Source organism: Pseudomonas lurida, from assembly GCF_002563895.1.
Taxonomy (GTDB): Bacteria; Pseudomonadota; Gammaproteobacteria; order Pseudomonadales; family Pseudomonadaceae; genus Aquipseudomonas; species Aquipseudomonas lurida.
The window spans coordinates 2,406,951-2,422,576 of the sequence record NZ_PDJB01000001.1 but is presented as its reverse complement, the minus strand read 5'-3'; the positions used below and the strand labels follow the sequence as shown (position 1 = coordinate 2,422,576).

Below are 15,626 nucleotides of genomic sequence, written 5' to 3'. Positions count from 1 at the left end.
ACATGGGTCAGTGCTGCAAGGCTATTGGGCGTACACCGGGTAGTCGATATACCCGGCTTCTGTCCCGCCATACAGCCCATCAGCCCGCAAAGGATTCAACGGCCACCCGTTGAATAGCCGCTGTGGCAGATCCGGGTTGGCAATGAATGGCCGCCCGAACGCGATCAAGTCCGCCAGCCCCGCCTCGACCAAATCAGCACCGCGCTCAGCGGTGTAGCGACCGGCGTAGATGATCCGCCCGCTGAAGGTATCGCGCACCGCGCGGCGGAACGATTCCGGCAACACCGGGGCGTTGTCCCAGTCGGCTTCGGCAATGGACACATAGGCGATGCCCGATTCTTCCAGCACCTTGATCGCTTCGATGTAGGTGTGATGCGGGTCGTCTTCCACCAGGCCGATGTACACACGGTCCTGATCGGTGCCGCTGAACAATGGCGAGAAACGCACCCCCAGGCGCTCCGGGCCGACCACGGCGCTCACGGCTTCGACGATCTCGCGTAGAAAACGCAAGCGATTGTGCAGCGAGCCACCGTACTCGTCATCACGCTGGTTGGCGTGGGCCGAGATGAACTGGTTGACCAGGTAACCATTCGCCGAATGGATTTCCACGCCGTCGAACCCGGCATCCAGCGCATTGCGTGCTGCCTGGGCGTAGTGCCCGACCAGTTCCTCGATCTCGAGGGCCGTCAAGGCGCGCGGAACCGGCGGTTGCATCAACTCACCCTCGCCCGGCGCCGTTTCGATGAAGGCCTTGGCCTGCAGTGCCTGGATTGCCGACGGTGCGACGGGTGCGCCACCTTCTGGCTGCAAGGCGTTGTGGGACACACGGCCGACATGCCACAACTGGGCGAAGATCACCCCGCCTTCGGCATGCACCGCCTGGGTGACCTTGCGCCAGCCGTCGATCTGCGCCGGGGTGTAGATGCCTGGTGTCCACGCGTACCCCTGGCCACGCGGTTCAATCTGCGTGCCCTCGCTCACCATGAAACCGGCCGTGGCACGTTGGCGGTAATACTCGGCCATCAAGTCGGTGGCGATATCACCCGGTTGGGCACTGCGCTGGCGCGTCAACGGCGGCAGGACAATACGGTTGCTCAGTGTGTGGTGCCCCAGTTTTACCGGGGTGCTTAAAATAGGGTCATTCATTTAATAACTTCCACATTGCGGACACGCTAAAGCATTGGCGACTGATGACAGTCGCCAATGAATCGAACGGTTAATTAACTTAAGCGGTGAGTTTCAGCAGCGCCTTGGCCACATCACTGGAGCTGCCAGGGTTTTGCCCGGTGACCAGCAAACCATCGGTAATGACAAAGGACTGCCAATCGGCCCCCTTCTCATAATGGCCACCCAACTTCTTGAACTCATCTTCCACCAGGAACGGCACCACCTTGGTCAACTCCACCGCGGCTTCTTCCGAGTTGGAGAACCCGGTGACACGACGGCCCTTGACCAACGGCTCACCGTTGACCGCCTTGACGTGACGCAAGGCGCCCGGTGCGTGGCAGACAAAGCCGATCGGTTTGCCCGCGCGTTCGAAGGACTCGATCAGGGCGATCGACACCGGCGATTCCGCCAGGTCCCACAATGGGCCGTGGCCGCCTGGGTAGAACACGGTGTCGAAGTCGTCGGCGTTGACCGTGTCCAGCTTCAACGTGGTCGCCAGGGCCTGTTGTGCAGCCGGGTCGGCGGCGAAGCGGTGGGTCTGCTCGGTCTGGAAGTCCGGCTGGTCGCTGACCGGGTCCAGCGGCGGCTGGCCGCCGGCAGGAGAAGCCAGCACCACGTCGGCACCGGCGTCCTTGAACGCGTAATAGGGAGCGGCAAACTCTTCGAGCCAGAAGCCGGTCTTGCGCCCGGTATCGCCGAGCTGGTCGTGAGAGGTCAGTACCATTAATACTTTCATTTTCCAGTGCCTCGATAGGTGTGATTGTCGGTGTGAGCGTCGGTGTGTCCAGGCTGTCCCAACAGCTGTCGGGTCAGCCCCAGCGCCTCGTCGAAAGGCGCCGCTGTACGGGTGATTTTGCTCATGACGCTGGTCCCCAGCCACAACGCATACAGGCGCTGGGCCAGGCTTTCGGGGTGTTGCGTAATGACTACCGAGCCGTCTTCGACCCCCTGTTGCAGGGCCTTGGCAAGCAACCCTATGGTGCGTGCCGTGCCGCGTTGCAGGGCCAGGCGCATCGGCTCTGAAAGGTCTGACACTTCTGCACCGAGTTTGACGGCCAGGCATTTGCCTGCGTCGGAGCAGCCGGTCTGGTTGTCGATCCAGCAGTGCCAATAACGCATCAACTTGGCGTGCTGGGTTAACCCCGGCGCGTCGAACAGTTGCTGCATGCCGTGCACGTAGTGGTCGAAGTAGTGGTCGAGCAATACAACGCCGAACGCATCCTTGGAGTTGAAGTAGTGATAGAACGAACCTTTGGGTACTTCGGCGGCCAGCAGTATTTCGTTCAGGCCCACCGCAGAAAATCCTTTGCGGCCGACAATACGTTGCGCCGTATCCAGAATGGTCTGTTTTGCACTTTTGGCTTCGTGGTTCATTGTTCATCCCGTCCGATTAGACCAGTCGTCTAGTTCGTTGAGGGAATGTTAGGAGCGGGGCCAATCTCGCACAATGTCAGATCCGCAAGGATTCCGGACATGACGCGATGGCGGTTGCCGTTTAACGTGCACGCACCGACAATCCCCTCTCCCGCGCCCCTTGGAGAATGACGATGCACAGCGTTGCGCTGATGGTTTACCCGAACTTCCAATCCCTGAGCCTCAGCCTGGGTTCGGTGTTCGAGTGCGCGAACCTGCTGCGCGGCGAGCCGGCCTATGAATTTCACCTGGTGTCGCAGAGCGGTGGCGCGGTGATGACTTCCCAGGGGTTCTCGGTGAATACCACGCCGATCCGTCCGCAGGGCTACGACACCCTGATCGTCAGTGGCTACCTGGAATTCCGCCTGCCGGAAGCCAACCTGCTGGAACTGGTCAAGGCCGCCTCCGCCCAGTCGCGACGCGTCGCCTCGTTATGCATGGGCATTTTTGTGCTGGCCGAAGCCGGCCTGCTGGAAGGCAAGCGCACCACCACCCACTGGATCCACGCACCGGCCTTTCGCAAGCGCTACCCGGACATTCGCCTGGAAGAAGACAAGCTGTTTATCGTCGACGGCCACGTGTGGACTGGCGCCGGCATGAGCGCCGGCGTGGACCTGGCACTGGCCATGGTAGAAAACGACCTGGGCAGCGACCTGGCCCGGCGCATTGCACGCAAGCTGGTGATCGCCCAGCGTCGCGGCAGTGAGCAATCGCAGTTGTCAGCGCTGTTGGAACTGGACCCTAAATCGGACCGCGTGCAACTGGCCCTGGCATACGCCCGCGAGAACCTGACCCACGACCTGTCGGTGGAAGCCCTGGCCGATGTCGCTCGGCTCAGCCCCCGCCAGTTCAGCCGGGTGTTCCGTGAAGAAACCGGGCAAACGCCGGCCAAGGCCGTCGAGTCCCTGCGGGTAGAAGCCGCCCGGGCGATGATGGAAACCAGTCGCCATCCGGTTGAAGTGGTGGCCCGCGAAACCGGGTTTGGCGATCGCGAGCGCATGCGCCAAGCATTTTTAAGGGCGTTTGGGCAGCCGCCGCAGGTGATGCAGCAAGCCTTTAATGCAACGCCGCCCGCGTAATCAGGTAACTCACCAACTGCGGTTCATCCTCCAGTTCAATCGTCTGCACCGGACGCGGCAGGTTATCCAGCACTGAGCGCCAGAACGCTTGGGACACTTCGTCCTGGTCATAGAACCGCACCAGCCAATTGGCCTCGCCGCTGCACAGCACCTGGCTGGCGATGGCGCGGCCGATGCCTTTGCGGCGGTAGCGCTTGAGGATGAACAGGTCGGCCAGTTCCAGGGCGTCGATGCCCGGCAGTTCGCTGCCTTCGATCAACAGGAAGCCGGCAATGTAGCCATCGACCAACAGCAGGTTGGCGCTCCACTGCGGGTCTTGCCAGTAACGGGTCAGGTGTTCGTCATGGATGTAGAAGCGGCCGTCCGCCTCGACATCTTCCTGTTCCCAGTCCGACGACTCATAAGCGTAGTACTGGTAGAGATTGCGGATCAGCTCGGCGTGCTCCGGGCCGGTCTGGATCAGTTCGACGGTGGTTTCAGGCATGGGGCTCTCGGTCAGGAATGCAGGTCGACATTGTTCACAAAACCCACGGACAGTCCACTAGAGCGGCCAACCTTTCTACTTGCTGAACCGATTGCAAATAGGTGTTGCCTCCGCCAAAACCCTGAAACATTTCGAATAAACTCCGCGAAATTGCCTCCCCTTTTTCAAGGACACGTATTTTGACCAACGTCTGTTCCGCCGGCCTGGATGTGGGTTTTGCCTCCCTGGATTACCTGCAGATCTTCATCCTGGGCGTGATCCAGGGCATTACCGAACTGTTGCCGGTGTCGTCCACCGCCCATATGCGCGTGGTACCCGCCCTGCTCGGCTGGCAGGACCCCGGCTCGGCGTTCTCTGCGGCCATGCAGTTGGCAGCGCTGGCGGCGGTGGTCAGCTACTTCTGGCGCGATGTGCGCCAAGTGACCACCGGCAGCATCGGCGCGGTGCGCCGGGGTGACTACAACGACCCGTGGTTCAAGCTGGCCGTGGCCATTGTACTGGCAACCCTTCCCATCGGGATTGCCGGCCTGGCGTTGTCTTCGACGCTGAATGCCTGCAACTCGCCCTTGCGCGGCTTGGGGGTGATCGGCATTTCCTGCGTGGTGATGGCGGTGCTGTTGGCGGTGGCGGAAGTGCGCGCACGCCACACCCGGGAGATGGGTCAGATGCGCCTGCGGGATGCGCTGATCGTGGGCATTGCACAGATTGGTGCGTTGATTCCGGGCGTCTCGCGCTCCGGTTCTACCCTCACCGCCGCGCTGTTCCTCAATTTCAAGCGTGAGGAAGCCGCGCGGTTTTCCTTCCTGCTGGGCCTGCCGGCCATCGCCCTGGCGGGCCTGAAGGAACTGTGGGCGTTGCTGCATGCCGACCTGCCCGTGCATGCCTGGCCGCATTTGCTGTTCGGCCTGGTGGTGGCGAGTGTCTCGGCGTTTTTTGCGATCTGGGGGCTGATGAAGTTCCTGGAGCGATTCTCCACCTGGCCGTTTGTGATCTACCGCGCACTGCTGGGGGTCTTCCTGATTGTCGCGGTAAGCACTGGGCTGTTGAGCTGATTCGACAATGCTCTGAACCCAGCCCACCTCCAATGTGGGAGCTGGCTGGCCTGCTCCCACCGTTTTGACCCTCTCAGACCGTTAGTCCAAGTCGCTGGCGTCATGCCGTTCGGCCAATTGTTCCTCAGGTGCGCCAGACACCCGGTTCACCCGCCGCCCCCGCTGCACCGCTGGCCGCGCGTCAATCGCATCCGCCCAGCGCAATACGTGCTTGTATTCATGCACCGACAGGAACTCCGCCGCGCCATACAAGCGGCCTTTGACCAACCCGCCATACCAGGGCCAGATGGCGATGTCGGCGATGGTGTATTCATCCCCGGCGATGTACTCGCTCACTGCCAGGCGTTGGTCGAGTACGTCGAGCTGCCGCTTGGTCTCCATGGCGAACCGGTTGATCGCGTATTCCATCTTGCTCGGCGCGTACGCATAGAAGTGCCCGAACCCCCCCCCCAGGTACGGCGCGCTGCCCATCTGCCAGAACAACCATGACAGGCATTCCGCGCGAGCCGCAGGTTCAGTCGGGAAGAACGCCCCGAACTTCTCCGCCAGGTACTGCAAAATTGCCCCGGACTCGAAGACCCGAATCGGTGTGGCACCGCTGCGGTCCAACAGTGCCGGGATCTTGGAGTTCGGGTTCACGCCAACAAATCCGCTGCCGAACTGGTCGCCATCACCGATCTTGATCAGCCAGGCGTCATATTCCGCACCGCTGTGGCCCAGGGCCAGCAACTCCTCCAGCAGGATCGTGACCTTCTGGCCATTAGGCGTGGCCAGGGAATACAGCTGCAGCGGGTGCTTGCCCACCGGCAGTTCCTTGTCATGGGTCGCGCCGGCAATCGGCCGGTTGATGCTGGCGAAGGTGCCGCCACTTTCGGTGTCCCAGGTCCACACTTTCGGGGGTACGTAATCGGTCATGCTTACTGCTCCAGACGTGCTTGCGATCAGCGAAGCGCTCCAGACTAAACCAAAGGTTGATGGCTCGTCACACAGTGAATGCCACCGCCCCCCGCTGCAATCGCGTCGATATTGAGTGGTATCACCTTGCGTTCCGGGTAGAGCCGGGCCAGCAGGTCCAGTGCCTTGCGGTCCGCTACCGAATCGCCAAACTCGGGGGCGATGACCGCACCGTTTATGACGAAATAATTGATATAGCCTGCGGCGAAATCCGGGTTGTTTTTGCGCCCATTGAGCGGTGTCGACACGGTATGCACCTGCAAGGCGCGTCCATCGGCGTCGGTGGCGTTTTTCAGGATGTCCAGGTGCGCCAGGGTGACCGCGTGATCGTAGGCGTCAGGGTCGGTGTCCAGGTTGGCGAGCACCACGCCGGGTGACACGAAACGCGCGTAGAAATCCACGTGGGCGTCGGTGATGTCCCGGCCCTGGATACCCGGCAGCCAGATGATCTTGCGCAGGCCCAGGCGCTTTTTCAGCTCGGCTTCGACCTCGGCCTTGCTCCAACCCGGATTGCGGTTGGCGTTTATCCAGCTGCTTTCGGTCATGATGCCGGTGCCCAGGCCATCCACTTCGATAGCCCCGCCCTCGCCCACCAGTTCGCTGCGCAGGTGGCGCGCGCCGGTTTCCTCGGCGATCCGTGCGGCCAGGAGCGTGTCATCGTCGTGCTGCTGCTTGTTACCCCAGCCGTTGAAGTTGAAGTCCACTGCCCCCAACCCGCCCGCGCCGTCGATGACGAAGTTGGCGCCGGTATCGCGTATCCAGATGTCATCCAGCGCGGTTTCCACGAAAGTGATATTGCGCGTGCCGCACTGTTTTTCGGCAAGCAGGCGCTCGTCTTCGCGGCAGAACACCGTGACCGGTTCATGCTCGGCTATTGCGCGGGCGATGCGTCCCAGGGCGGCTCGCACATCGGCAGTGAAGTCGTTCCAAATGGCGTCCTGGGCGCCAAAGGCGATGAAGGCCTGGCGGTGCCTCTCGCCCTCATCGGGCATGTAGAAACGGCCACGGCGGTTGGCTTGGATGTGCGGGGCGATCAGGGTCATGGCACAGACCACACTGGCGTGTTTGATAAAGGTGCGACGGGTTGGCATGCAATACTCACTTCACAGTGGCTGTCTTGAACTTAGTCCATACGCGCATCCGCGCGCGCATGTCGGCCTGGGGGATGTCCCTGCCGACGATCAGGCGCTCGAAGGTCGCCGCCTCCGGGTAGATGTCCGGGTTGTCGCGCATGCTTGCCTCCACGTCCGGCCGGGCCTTGGCATTCGCGGTGGGATAGCCGGTGAGGTTGGTGATGGCCGCCATGTTCTCCGGGCGCATCACGAAGTTGATGAAGGCGTAGGCGTATTCCGGGTGTTGGGCGTCGATCGGGATGGCCATGGTGTCCATCCACACCGTGGTGCCTTCGCGGGGGATGTGATAACCGAAGGTCACCGCTTTGCCGGCCGCATCGGCGGCGCGCTGGGCCTGGGTCATGTCACCGCTGTAGCCGAGGGACAGGCACAGGTTGCCATTGACCAGATCGGTCACCGGTTGCGACTGGAACTTGCGAATAAACGGGCGCAGCTTGAGCAACAGCTCGCTGGCCGCCGCCAGGTCTTCGCGCTTGGCGCTGCGCGGGTCACGGCCCAGGTAGTTGAGCACCACCGCAAGCACTTCGTCCGGCGAGTCGATCAGCGAGATGCCGCAATCGGCGAACCTGGCCGCGTTTTCCGGTTTGAACAGCAGGTCGAGGCTGTTGACCGGCGCATTCGGCAGGCGCTGCTGGATCTGTTGCGTGTTGTAAGTCAGGCCGATGGTCCCCCAGGTGTAGGGCACTGTGGCGTTGTTCGAATTGACATAGTGGGTGCGCAGCTTCTGCAGGCCCGGCTCGATATCGCCCATTGCGCTGAGCTTAGCGGGGTCCAGGGCCTGCAGGCTGCCGGCGCGCATCAGGCGCTCGGCCACGGTGTCGCCGGGGAAGATCAGGTCGTAACCACTGCCGCCAGCCATCATCTTGGCTTCCAGGGTTTCACTGCCGTCCATCACATCGTAGATCACCTGGATACCGGTCTCGGCGGTGAACCTGGACAAGGTGTCGGCGGCGAAATAGTCGGCCCAGTTATAGACCTTCAGTGTCTTGTCATCGGCCGACGCGCAGACGGCAGTGCTCAGCAGCGCGCAGCTGAGCAGCGTGGGGACGATCCTCATGCTGGCATCCTCGGCTGGCGACCATCGAGCGTCAGCAGTGCGCCGTACATCTGCGGGCGTCGATCACGGAAGATGCCCCAGGTCAGGCGCTCCTCACGCATGGCAGACAGGTCCAGGCTGTGCACCAGCACGCCGGTGGCGTCGCGATCCGCTTCGGCCAGTAGCTTGCCCTTGTGGTTGCAGATGAACGACGACCCATAGAAACCCATGTGCAGGCTCGGGTCGGTCGTCGCCACCTCGTGGCCAACGCGGTTGGCGGCAACCACCGGCAGCAGATTCGCCGCCGCATGGCCGCGCATGGTCATTTGCCAGTGGTCCCGGGAATCCAGGGTGTTGCAGCCGGGCTCCGAGCCGATGGCGGTGGGAAACAGCAGTACGTCGGCGCCTTGCAACGCCAGGCAGCGCGCGGTTTCCGGAAACCACTGGTCCCAGCAGATGCCCACGCCGAGGCGTCCGAATGCGCTGTCCCATACGCGAAAACCGGTATCGCCGGGGCTGAAATATTCTTTCTCCTGATAGCCGATGGCGTTCGGGATGTGCGTCTTGCGATAGACGCCGAGCAAGCGCCCATCGGCATCCGCCACGCTGAGGGAATTGAAGAAGGCATTGCCGGCCTTTTCGAACCAACTGAGCGGCAGTACCACGCCCAGCTCCCTGGCCAGGGCGGCGAAGCGCTTGAGTACCTGGCTGTGCCGGTATTCCTCGGCCAGCGCCAAGTGCTTGTGGTGTTGCTCGATGCAGAAATACGGTGTGGCGAACAGCTCCTGCAACAGGATCACCTGGGCGCCCTGCGCGGCCGCGTCGCGCACAAGTTGCTCGGCACGGTCGAGGTTGGCGGGCAGGTCCCAGGTGCAAGGCATCTGTGTGGCGGCAACCGTCAGGAGGCTCATGGCTTCACCCACGCAGGCTGTTGCTGGGTGATGCAATGCACCCCGCCGCCGCCGTGCGCCAGGTGATTGATCTGCACCGGCACGATCTCGCGACCGGGGAAAGCCTGGGCCAAGACCTCGGCTGCCACCTGATCGGTGGCAATGCCATAGGCGGGCATGATGATTGCGCCATTGGCGATGTAGAAGTTGGTGTAGGAGGCGCAGAACACTTCGGCCTCGGTGTCCACCGCATCGGTGGCCTCATACAAGTCGACCATCTCGAAGCGGCGGCCCTGGGCGTCGGTAGCCAGTGCGAGGGCGCGGCGGTTTTCGCGCACGACTTCGGCGTAGACCGAGTGTTGATCGTGAGTCGCATCGACCAGCAGCACCCCGGGACGGGCGAACGCGCAGACGCCATCGACATGGCCGTCGGTCATGTCGCCGGTCACATAGTCCGGGTCGCCGGGTAGCCAGATCGTCTTCTTGATGCCCAGCAGGCGCGCGAAGATGTCTTCCATCTCGGCCTTGCTCACACCGGGGTTGCGGTTGGGGTTGAGCAGCACCGATTCGGTGGTGATCAGCGTGCCCTCGCCGTCCACATGGATCGCGCCGCCCTCATTGCTCAGGGGCGTGCCGAAGCACGCCAGCCCCAAGTGGTTGAGCACGCGACGAGCCAGGCTTTCATCGAGGTCATGGGCCGACTTGCCGCCCCAGGCGTTGAAGCGCCAGCTCACCCCGGCCGTGCCCAGTTGCGGATGGCAGACGAACGTCGGGCCGGAGTCGCGGCACCAGCTGTCGTTGACGGCGTGCTCGATCAGTTCGATGCCTGACCCGCACAGCGCCTTGGCGCCGACCACCGCCGACGGATCCACAATCATCTTCACCGGTTCAAAGCGTGCAATCGCATTGGCCACCCGCGCAAAATCCTGCTGCACCTGCGCCAAGGTCACGCCCCAGGTGGTTTCCCATAACGCCTGGTTGTGCGGCCAGGCCATCCACGTCGCCGCATGTCGGGCCCACTCCGCAGGCATCCACCAACCGTTGTTTTGCATTGCACTCTGCTGCATGACAAACACCCTTCAGTTAAGCCATTGTGTTCAGCGAAAACTGCCCACGGCGTCTTGGCTTACATGCTATTGGCGCTCAAAGGACCAGACAAACGATGGATTTTGTAGAAATCTGATTAGAGGAACTTATCAGCATGCTCAAGCACTGGCCGCCACTCGGCACCCTGCGCGGCTTCGAAGCCGCCGCCCGGCTGGGCAGTTTCCACAAGGCTGCCGAAGAACTGCACCTGACCCAATCGGCGATCAGCCAGCAGATCCGCAGCCTGGAGTCCTACCTCGAGCAGCCGTTGTTTTTCCGCAGCGGGCGCAGCGTGAGCCTGACCGACGCCGGCCATGACTTCCTCAGCACCACCCAGGCGCTGTTGCAGCAACTGGCGGTGGGCGTGCGGCGCCTGGGGCAATATCGCAAGCCCAATCAACTGGTGCTCAATACGACGCCGACCTTCGCACGCCACTGGCTGCTGCCTCGGCTTGCGGATTTCCGCCTGCAGCACCCGGAGGTCGATCTGTGGATCTTCAGCACCGACGAAGTACCCGACATGACCAGCCAGACCATCGACCTGGCGGTGCGCGATGACATCAGCTCCCAGGCCGAATGCAGCTTCAAGGTGCTGCACGCTGACCGGCTGTTTCCCGCCTGTCATCCACGGGTGTTGAAGCAGCCCTTGGCGCAACGCACCACCCTGCACGGGGAACGGGAAATGGACTGGAGTCATTGGGCAGTGGAAGCCGGCATCGATATGGGGCAGCAGGACCAGGGCTTGAATTTTTCCGACCCTGGCCTGTTGCTCGACGCGGTGTGCAGCGGGCTGGGGATTGGCCTGGTCAGCCAGTTGTTGAGCCGCCAAGCGCAAGAAGACGGCTTGCTCGTGCCCTTGGTAGAGGCGACCATCCGCGGGCCGAGTTGGGCACTGTTGACCCACCGCGACAGCGAGCATGACCCGCTGGCGCGCCGTTTCACGGCGTGGCTGCTCACCCACTTGCAGGCAGATCCAACATGAACGACCGCCTCGACGACATCCTGGCCGACCACCTGGACGTGGTGTTCTGCGGCATCAACCCCGGCAAGGGCTCCGCCGCCCTGGGCCTGCACTTTGCCAATCGCAGCAATCGCTTCTGGCGCACCGTGCACCTGGCGGGCTTTACACCCGATGAAATCCGCCCTGAGGACGGCCGTACGTTGCTGCACTGTCACTGTGGCCTGACGACGGTTGTTGAGCGCCCCACCGCAAGCGCTGGCGAGCTGGCACGGCATGAGTTCACCGATGCGGCAGCAGCGTTTGAACACAAAATCCAACGCCATGCCCCCCGTTTCGTGGCCTTTCTCGGCAAGGCTGGCTACAGCGCGCTGTCCGGTAAGCGCGAGATTGAGTGGGGGTTGCAGCCGCAGCGGCTGGGCGGCGCGTCGGTGTGGGTGCTACCGAACCCCAGTGGACGCAACCTGGCGTTCAGCCTGGAGCAACTGGTGGTCGCCTACCGACAACTTCGGGAGGCCATTGCGCAGGCCGATCCTGCGCCCTTACTCTCTTGAGCCATCCCTTCGAGCGCAATGGAGGCTTCATGAAACTGATCGGCATGCTGGACTCGCCCTACGTACGCCGCGTGGCTATTTCCCTGGACGTGTACGGGGTGGACTTTGTGCATGAACCGCTGTCGGTGTTCCGCGCCTTCAGCGAGTTCGCCCAGATCAACCCGGTGGTCAAGGCCCCGACCCTGGTGCTGGACGATGGCACGGTGCTGATGGACTCCAGCCTGATCCTCGACTACCTGGAAGCCCTCGCCCCGGATAACAAGAAGCTGCTCGCGCAACAGCCCGCCGCGCGCGCCCAGGACCTGCAGGTACTTGGCCTGGCGCTGGCGGCCTGCGAGAAAAGCGTACAGATCGTCTACGAACACAACCTGCGCCCCGCCGAGAAACTGCATGCGCCCTGGCTCGACCGCATCAGCGGCCAATTACTGGCCGCCTATTCACTGCTGGACCAGCAACTGGCTGACAGTGGAGCACTGACCCAGGCGTCGATTACTGCGGCGGTGGCCTGGTCGTTCAGCCAGTTCACCGTAGGCTCGGTGGTCAAGGCGGATGCCTTTCCCAACCTCAAGCGCCACGCAGAGCGGCTGGAACAGCACCCGGCGTTCAAGCGTTACCCCATCGAATAAACCACCCAGAGCGGGCTTATGTGGGAGCGGGCAAGCCCGCTCCCACATAAGCTCTCTGCCACCGTGAGTCAGTGTTGCCTGGCGCAACGGGGCCGGCTCAGACCCACCCACCATCCACGATAAAGTTCTGCGCCGAACACATCGCCGATGCATCAGAGGCCAGGAACAACGCCATATTGGCAATGTGCTCCGGCAGCACGCTGCCTGGCAGGCACTGGCTGCGGCTGATCAATTCCTTCGCGGCATCGTCGACCCACATCGCCAGTTGTTTTTCTGTCATCACCCAACCCGGCACCAGCGTATTCACACGGATGCGGCTCGGCCCCAGTTCCCGGGCGAGCGCGCGGGTCATGCCGTGGGCGGCGGCCTTGCTGGCGGCGTACACCGGGTAGCCGGCGGAGGCCATCATCCAGCCGACCGACCCGAGGTTGATGATCGCCCCACCGCCCGCACTTTTCATCATTGGCACCACGGCCTTGGCGGCGAAGAACGCGTGTTTCAGGTTGACGGAGATGAGCCGGTCGAACATCTCCGAGTCGACTTCTTCCAGGGTGTGGCGCACATCATTGGCGGCGTTGTTCACCAGCACAGTGATGGGCCCCAGGGAGTGTTCGAAACGTCCAATGGCGGCTTTGTAGGCGATCTCATCCGTGATGTCGCAATTCACGAACTCCACCGTATGCCCCCGCGAACTCAACAGCGCCGCCAGGCGCTCGCCCTGGCTTTGTGCGCGGTCGACAAAGCCGACCTTGGCGCCCTGCGCGGCGAAGGCGCGCACCATGAATTCGCCAATACCCGAGGCGCCTCCCGAGATCAGGACAGCCTTGCCTTCAAGGTCGGGGTAAACCGCGTGCCGAGTGTTCATATAAGAGGTGCCTCACTTAATTAGTCTTATTTTATTTTGCAAAAATGGCGTTAAAGGCTATAAATTCGCTGTCCAATCGACAAAATATCGCACATTAGTAGAACTATTCCACTCAAAACAACAAAAGGAAGTTCGATCATGAAGCACCCTCGATACCTGCTCTCGGGCTTGGCGATGTCCATGCTGATCGCCAGTGGCGGCGCCCAGGCTGCAGGCCTCAGCAGCGAGCACAAACCTTTCGGCAAAACCAACGACGGCACCGCCGTCGAACAGTACATCTTGCGTAACAGCCACGGCATGCAAGCCACCGTGATCACCTACGGCGGTGTGTTGCAGTCGCTGGCGGTGCCGGACAAACACGGCAAGGTCGAAGACGTCGTGCTGGGCTTCGATGACGTGCAAGGCTATCAAAGCGGCACCGCGTTTTTCGGCGCCACCATCGGACGCTTCGGCAATCGCCTGGCCGGCGGTGCCTTCGAGCTCGACGGCAAACGCTACCAGGTGCCACTCAACGACGGGCCCAATTCGCTGCATGGCGGCGCACAAGGCTTCGACAAACACGTGTGGAAGGCCGAGTCGATCAAGGACAAGGACTCGGTCGGCGTGAAGCTGAGCTACCTGTCCAAGGACGGCGAGATGGGCTTTCCGGGCAACCTGAAGACCGAAGTCACCTACCGCCTCAATGACCGCAACGAATTGCACATCGACTACACCGCCACCACCGATAAACCGACGGTGCTCAACCTCACTAACCACAGCTATTTCAACCTGGCCGGCGCGGGGAATGGCGACATCCTCAAGCAGGTGGCGACCTTGCATGCCAGCCATTACACACCGGTGAATGCGACGCTGATTCCCACCGGCGAACTGGCGCCCGTCAAGGGCACGCCGATGGACTTCCTGAAACCCACACCGATCGGCCAGCACATCAAGGAAGATCACCCGCAGCTCAAATTCGCCGAACCGAAACAGGGTGGGTTCGACTTCAACTGGGCGCTGGATACCAAAGGCGATGTGAAGCAGTTGGCGGCCGAGGTGCACGACCCTGCGTCCGGGCGGCGGTTGCAGCTGTTTACCACGGAGCCTGGGGTACAGTTTTATACCAGTAACTTCCTCGATGGTTCGGTGAAGGGCAAGGCTGGCAAGACGTATCAGCATTGGAGTGGGTTCACACTCGAGACCCAGCATTTTCCGGATGCGCCCAACCAACCCAAGTTTGCCTCGACCCGCCTGAACCCAGGGCAGACTTACACCCAGAACACCGTCTTCAAATTCACCGCCGATTAAAACCGCTTTACTGTGGGAGGGGGCTTGCCCCCTCCCCCATTTTGAGCCTCACATGACAAGCGGTTCAGCGTTGTTTCATGCGGTCGATGACGACGGCCAGCAGCAGGATCGAGCCCCGGATCACGTACTGGTAGAACGTGTCGATGTTCTTCAGGTTCATCGCATTCTCGATGATCGCCAGGATCAGTACACCGGCAATCACGTGGCGGATCATGCCTACCCCGCCGCTCAACGACACCCCGCCCAGCACACACGCCGAGATCACCGTCAGCTCGAAGCCCTGGCCGATCATGGGCTGGCCGGACGTCATGCGCGAAGCCAGGATCACCCCGGCCAACGCGCCGATCACCCCATGCACGGCGAAGATCAGGATCTTGGTGCGGTCTACATTCACCCCTGCCAGCAACGCCGCTTCCGGGTTGCCGCCGATGGCCATGGTGTTGCGCCCATACGTGGTGTAGTTGAGCAGCCAGCCGAAGAACAGGAAGCACAGGACGGTAATCAGGATCGGCACCGGCACGCCCAGCAGTTGGCCGTTGCCGAAGATAAAGAACTGATCCTGGGACACGCCCACGGCCTTGCCGTTGGCAAAAATGTACGCCAGGCCACGCACGATCTGCATGGTCGCCAAGGTGGTGATCAGCGCATTGACCCGTAGCTTGGCGATCACGATGCCGTTGATCAGCCCTACCATCAGGCCCATCAGCAACGCAGCGCCAATGCCCAGCATGACGCTGTCGGTGTCGCGCATCACAATCGCCGCGACCACCCCGGCGCAGGCAATCACCGAGCCCACCGACAGGTCGAAATGCCCCGACGCCAGGCAGAACAGCATGGTGCAGGCGGCGATGCCCACGGTGGAAATCGCCAGGCCCAGCCCGCGCATGTTCAACGGTGAGAGGAAGTTGTCGATGAGCAACGCGCACAGCAAAAAGATACTCACGGCCGCCAATAGCATGGCCCAATTGTCCAGCAGTGCGCGCAGGTCCAGGGGCTTGCGCGCGGTGGGCAGCACATTGTGTTGAGTGGTCATAATCGTCTC

General features: G+C 62.1%; 17 protein-coding genes. 6 read left to right on the top strand and 11 right to left on the bottom strand.

Annotation, left to right across the window (positions count from 1 at the left end):
• Nucleotides 1-21: 21 nt before the first annotated feature.
• The 3 genes from ATH90_RS11115 to ATH90_RS11105 all read right to left on the bottom strand — a co-directional run bounded on the left by ATH90_RS11115 (nucleotide 22) and on the right by ATH90_RS11105 (nucleotide 2,541).
• Nucleotides 22-1,146, bottom strand: a complete 1,125-nt coding sequence (locus ATH90_RS11115; protein WP_098466257.1) for an alkene reductase — start codon at nucleotides 1,144-1,146, stop codon at nucleotides 22-24.
• A gap of 79 nt (nucleotides 1,147-1,225) precedes the next feature.
• Nucleotides 1,226-1,903 (bottom strand): type 1 glutamine amidotransferase domain-containing protein, encoded by a 678-nt coding sequence (locus tag ATH90_RS11110; RefSeq protein ID WP_034103875.1) that lies wholly within the window; start codon nucleotides 1,901-1,903, stop codon nucleotides 1,226-1,228.
• Nucleotides 1,900-2,541, bottom strand: a complete 642-nt coding sequence (locus tag ATH90_RS11105; RefSeq protein WP_098466256.1) for a TetR/AcrR family transcriptional regulator — start codon at nucleotides 2,539-2,541, stop codon at nucleotides 1,900-1,902. Before ATH90_RS11105 ends, ATH90_RS11110 begins: the two co-directional genes overlap by 4 nt.
• 173 nt (nucleotides 2,542-2,714) lie before the next feature.
• Between ATH90_RS11105 and ATH90_RS11100 the strand changes: the two genes are divergently transcribed.
• Nucleotides 2,715-3,659, top strand: a complete 945-nt coding sequence (locus ATH90_RS11100) for a GlxA family transcriptional regulator (protein ID WP_098466255.1) — start codon at nucleotides 2,715-2,717, stop codon at nucleotides 3,657-3,659.
• On the opposite strand, the gene ATH90_RS11095 is transcribed toward ATH90_RS11100, so the two are convergent.
• Nucleotides 3,637-4,143 (bottom strand): GNAT family N-acetyltransferase, encoded by a 507-nt coding sequence (locus ATH90_RS11095; RefSeq protein ID WP_034103871.1) that lies wholly within the window; start codon nucleotides 4,141-4,143, stop codon nucleotides 3,637-3,639. The genes ATH90_RS11100 and ATH90_RS11095 overlap by 23 nt on opposite strands.
• Nucleotides 4,144-4,322: 179 nt before the next feature.
• On the opposite strand from ATH90_RS11095, the gene ATH90_RS11090 reads away from it, so the two are divergent.
• Entirely contained in the window at nucleotides 4,323-5,195 is an 873-nt protein-coding gene (locus tag ATH90_RS11090; RefSeq protein ID WP_034103870.1) for an undecaprenyl-diphosphate phosphatase, read from the top strand.
• A gap of 81 nt (nucleotides 5,196-5,276) precedes the next feature.
• Here ATH90_RS11090 and yghU read toward each other — a convergent pair whose 3' ends face one another.
• From yghU to ATH90_RS11065, 5 genes are read right to left on the bottom strand one after another with little or no spacing between them, the layout of a single operon-like run.
• Nucleotides 5,277-6,110, bottom strand: a complete 834-nt coding sequence (gene yghU / locus ATH90_RS11085) for a glutathione-dependent disulfide-bond oxidoreductase (protein ID WP_069023070.1) — start codon at nucleotides 6,108-6,110, stop codon at nucleotides 5,277-5,279.
• 44 nt (nucleotides 6,111-6,154) lie between these two features.
• A complete protein-coding gene (locus tag ATH90_RS11080; protein WP_098466254.1) occupies nucleotides 6,155-7,240 on the bottom strand; it encodes an agmatine deiminase family protein in 1,086 nt (361 codons plus the stop codon).
• A gap of 7 nt (nucleotides 7,241-7,247) precedes the next feature.
• Nucleotides 7,248-8,339: an extracellular solute-binding protein gene (locus tag ATH90_RS11075; protein WP_098466253.1), complete on the bottom strand. Its 1,092-nt coding sequence runs from the start codon at nucleotides 8,337-8,339 to the stop codon at nucleotides 7,248-7,250.
• The gene (gene aguB / locus ATH90_RS11070; RefSeq protein WP_098466252.1) at nucleotides 8,336-9,229 is read right to left on the bottom strand and encodes an N-carbamoylputrescine amidase; all 894 of its coding nucleotides are present in this window, start codon (nucleotides 9,227-9,229) and stop codon (nucleotides 8,336-8,338) included. Before aguB ends, ATH90_RS11075 begins: the two co-directional genes overlap by 4 nt.
• Nucleotides 9,226-10,275 carry an agmatine deiminase family protein gene (locus tag ATH90_RS11065; RefSeq protein WP_098466251.1) on the bottom strand — a complete coding sequence of 350 codons (1,050 nt, stop codon included), beginning with the start codon at nucleotides 10,273-10,275 and terminating at the stop codon, nucleotides 9,226-9,228. Before ATH90_RS11065 ends, aguB begins: the two co-directional genes overlap by 4 nt.
• 134 nt (nucleotides 10,276-10,409) lie before the next feature.
• Between ATH90_RS11065 and ATH90_RS11060 the strand changes: the two genes are divergently transcribed.
• From ATH90_RS11060 to ATH90_RS11050, 3 genes are read left to right on the top strand one after another with little or no spacing between them, the layout of a single operon-like run.
• A complete protein-coding gene (locus tag ATH90_RS11060; protein ID WP_098466250.1) occupies nucleotides 10,410-11,276 on the top strand; it encodes a LysR substrate-binding domain-containing protein in 867 nt (288 codons plus the stop codon).
• Nucleotides 11,273-11,806, top strand: a complete 534-nt coding sequence (gene mug / locus ATH90_RS11055; RefSeq protein WP_034103859.1) for a G/U mismatch-specific DNA glycosylase — start codon at nucleotides 11,273-11,275, stop codon at nucleotides 11,804-11,806. Before ATH90_RS11060 ends, mug begins: the two co-directional genes overlap by 4 nt.
• A 29-nt stretch (nucleotides 11,807-11,835) precedes the next feature.
• Complete coding sequence (locus ATH90_RS11050) at nucleotides 11,836-12,432, top strand: glutathione S-transferase family protein (RefSeq protein ID WP_034103856.1); 597 nt, start codon at nucleotides 11,836-11,838, stop codon at nucleotides 12,430-12,432.
• 97 nt (nucleotides 12,433-12,529) lie between these two features.
• Here ATH90_RS11050 and ATH90_RS11045 read toward each other — a convergent pair whose 3' ends face one another.
• Nucleotides 12,530-13,297: an SDR family NAD(P)-dependent oxidoreductase gene (locus ATH90_RS11045; RefSeq protein WP_098466249.1), complete on the bottom strand. Its 768-nt coding sequence runs from the start codon at nucleotides 13,295-13,297 to the stop codon at nucleotides 12,530-12,532.
• Between the two features lie 138 nt (nucleotides 13,298-13,435).
• On the opposite strand from ATH90_RS11045, the gene ATH90_RS11040 reads away from it, so the two are divergent.
• The gene (locus ATH90_RS11040) at nucleotides 13,436-14,584 is read left to right on the top strand and encodes an aldose epimerase family protein (protein ID WP_034103852.1); all 1,149 of its coding nucleotides are present in this window, start codon (nucleotides 13,436-13,438) and stop codon (nucleotides 14,582-14,584) included.
• A gap of 64 nt (nucleotides 14,585-14,648) precedes the next feature.
• Here the strand turns inward: ATH90_RS11040 and araH are convergent, their stop codons facing one another.
• Nucleotides 14,649-15,617, bottom strand: a complete 969-nt coding sequence (araH, locus tag ATH90_RS11035; RefSeq protein WP_034103851.1) for an L-arabinose ABC transporter permease AraH — start codon at nucleotides 15,615-15,617, stop codon at nucleotides 14,649-14,651.
• Nucleotides 15,618-15,626 lie beyond the last annotated feature (9 nt).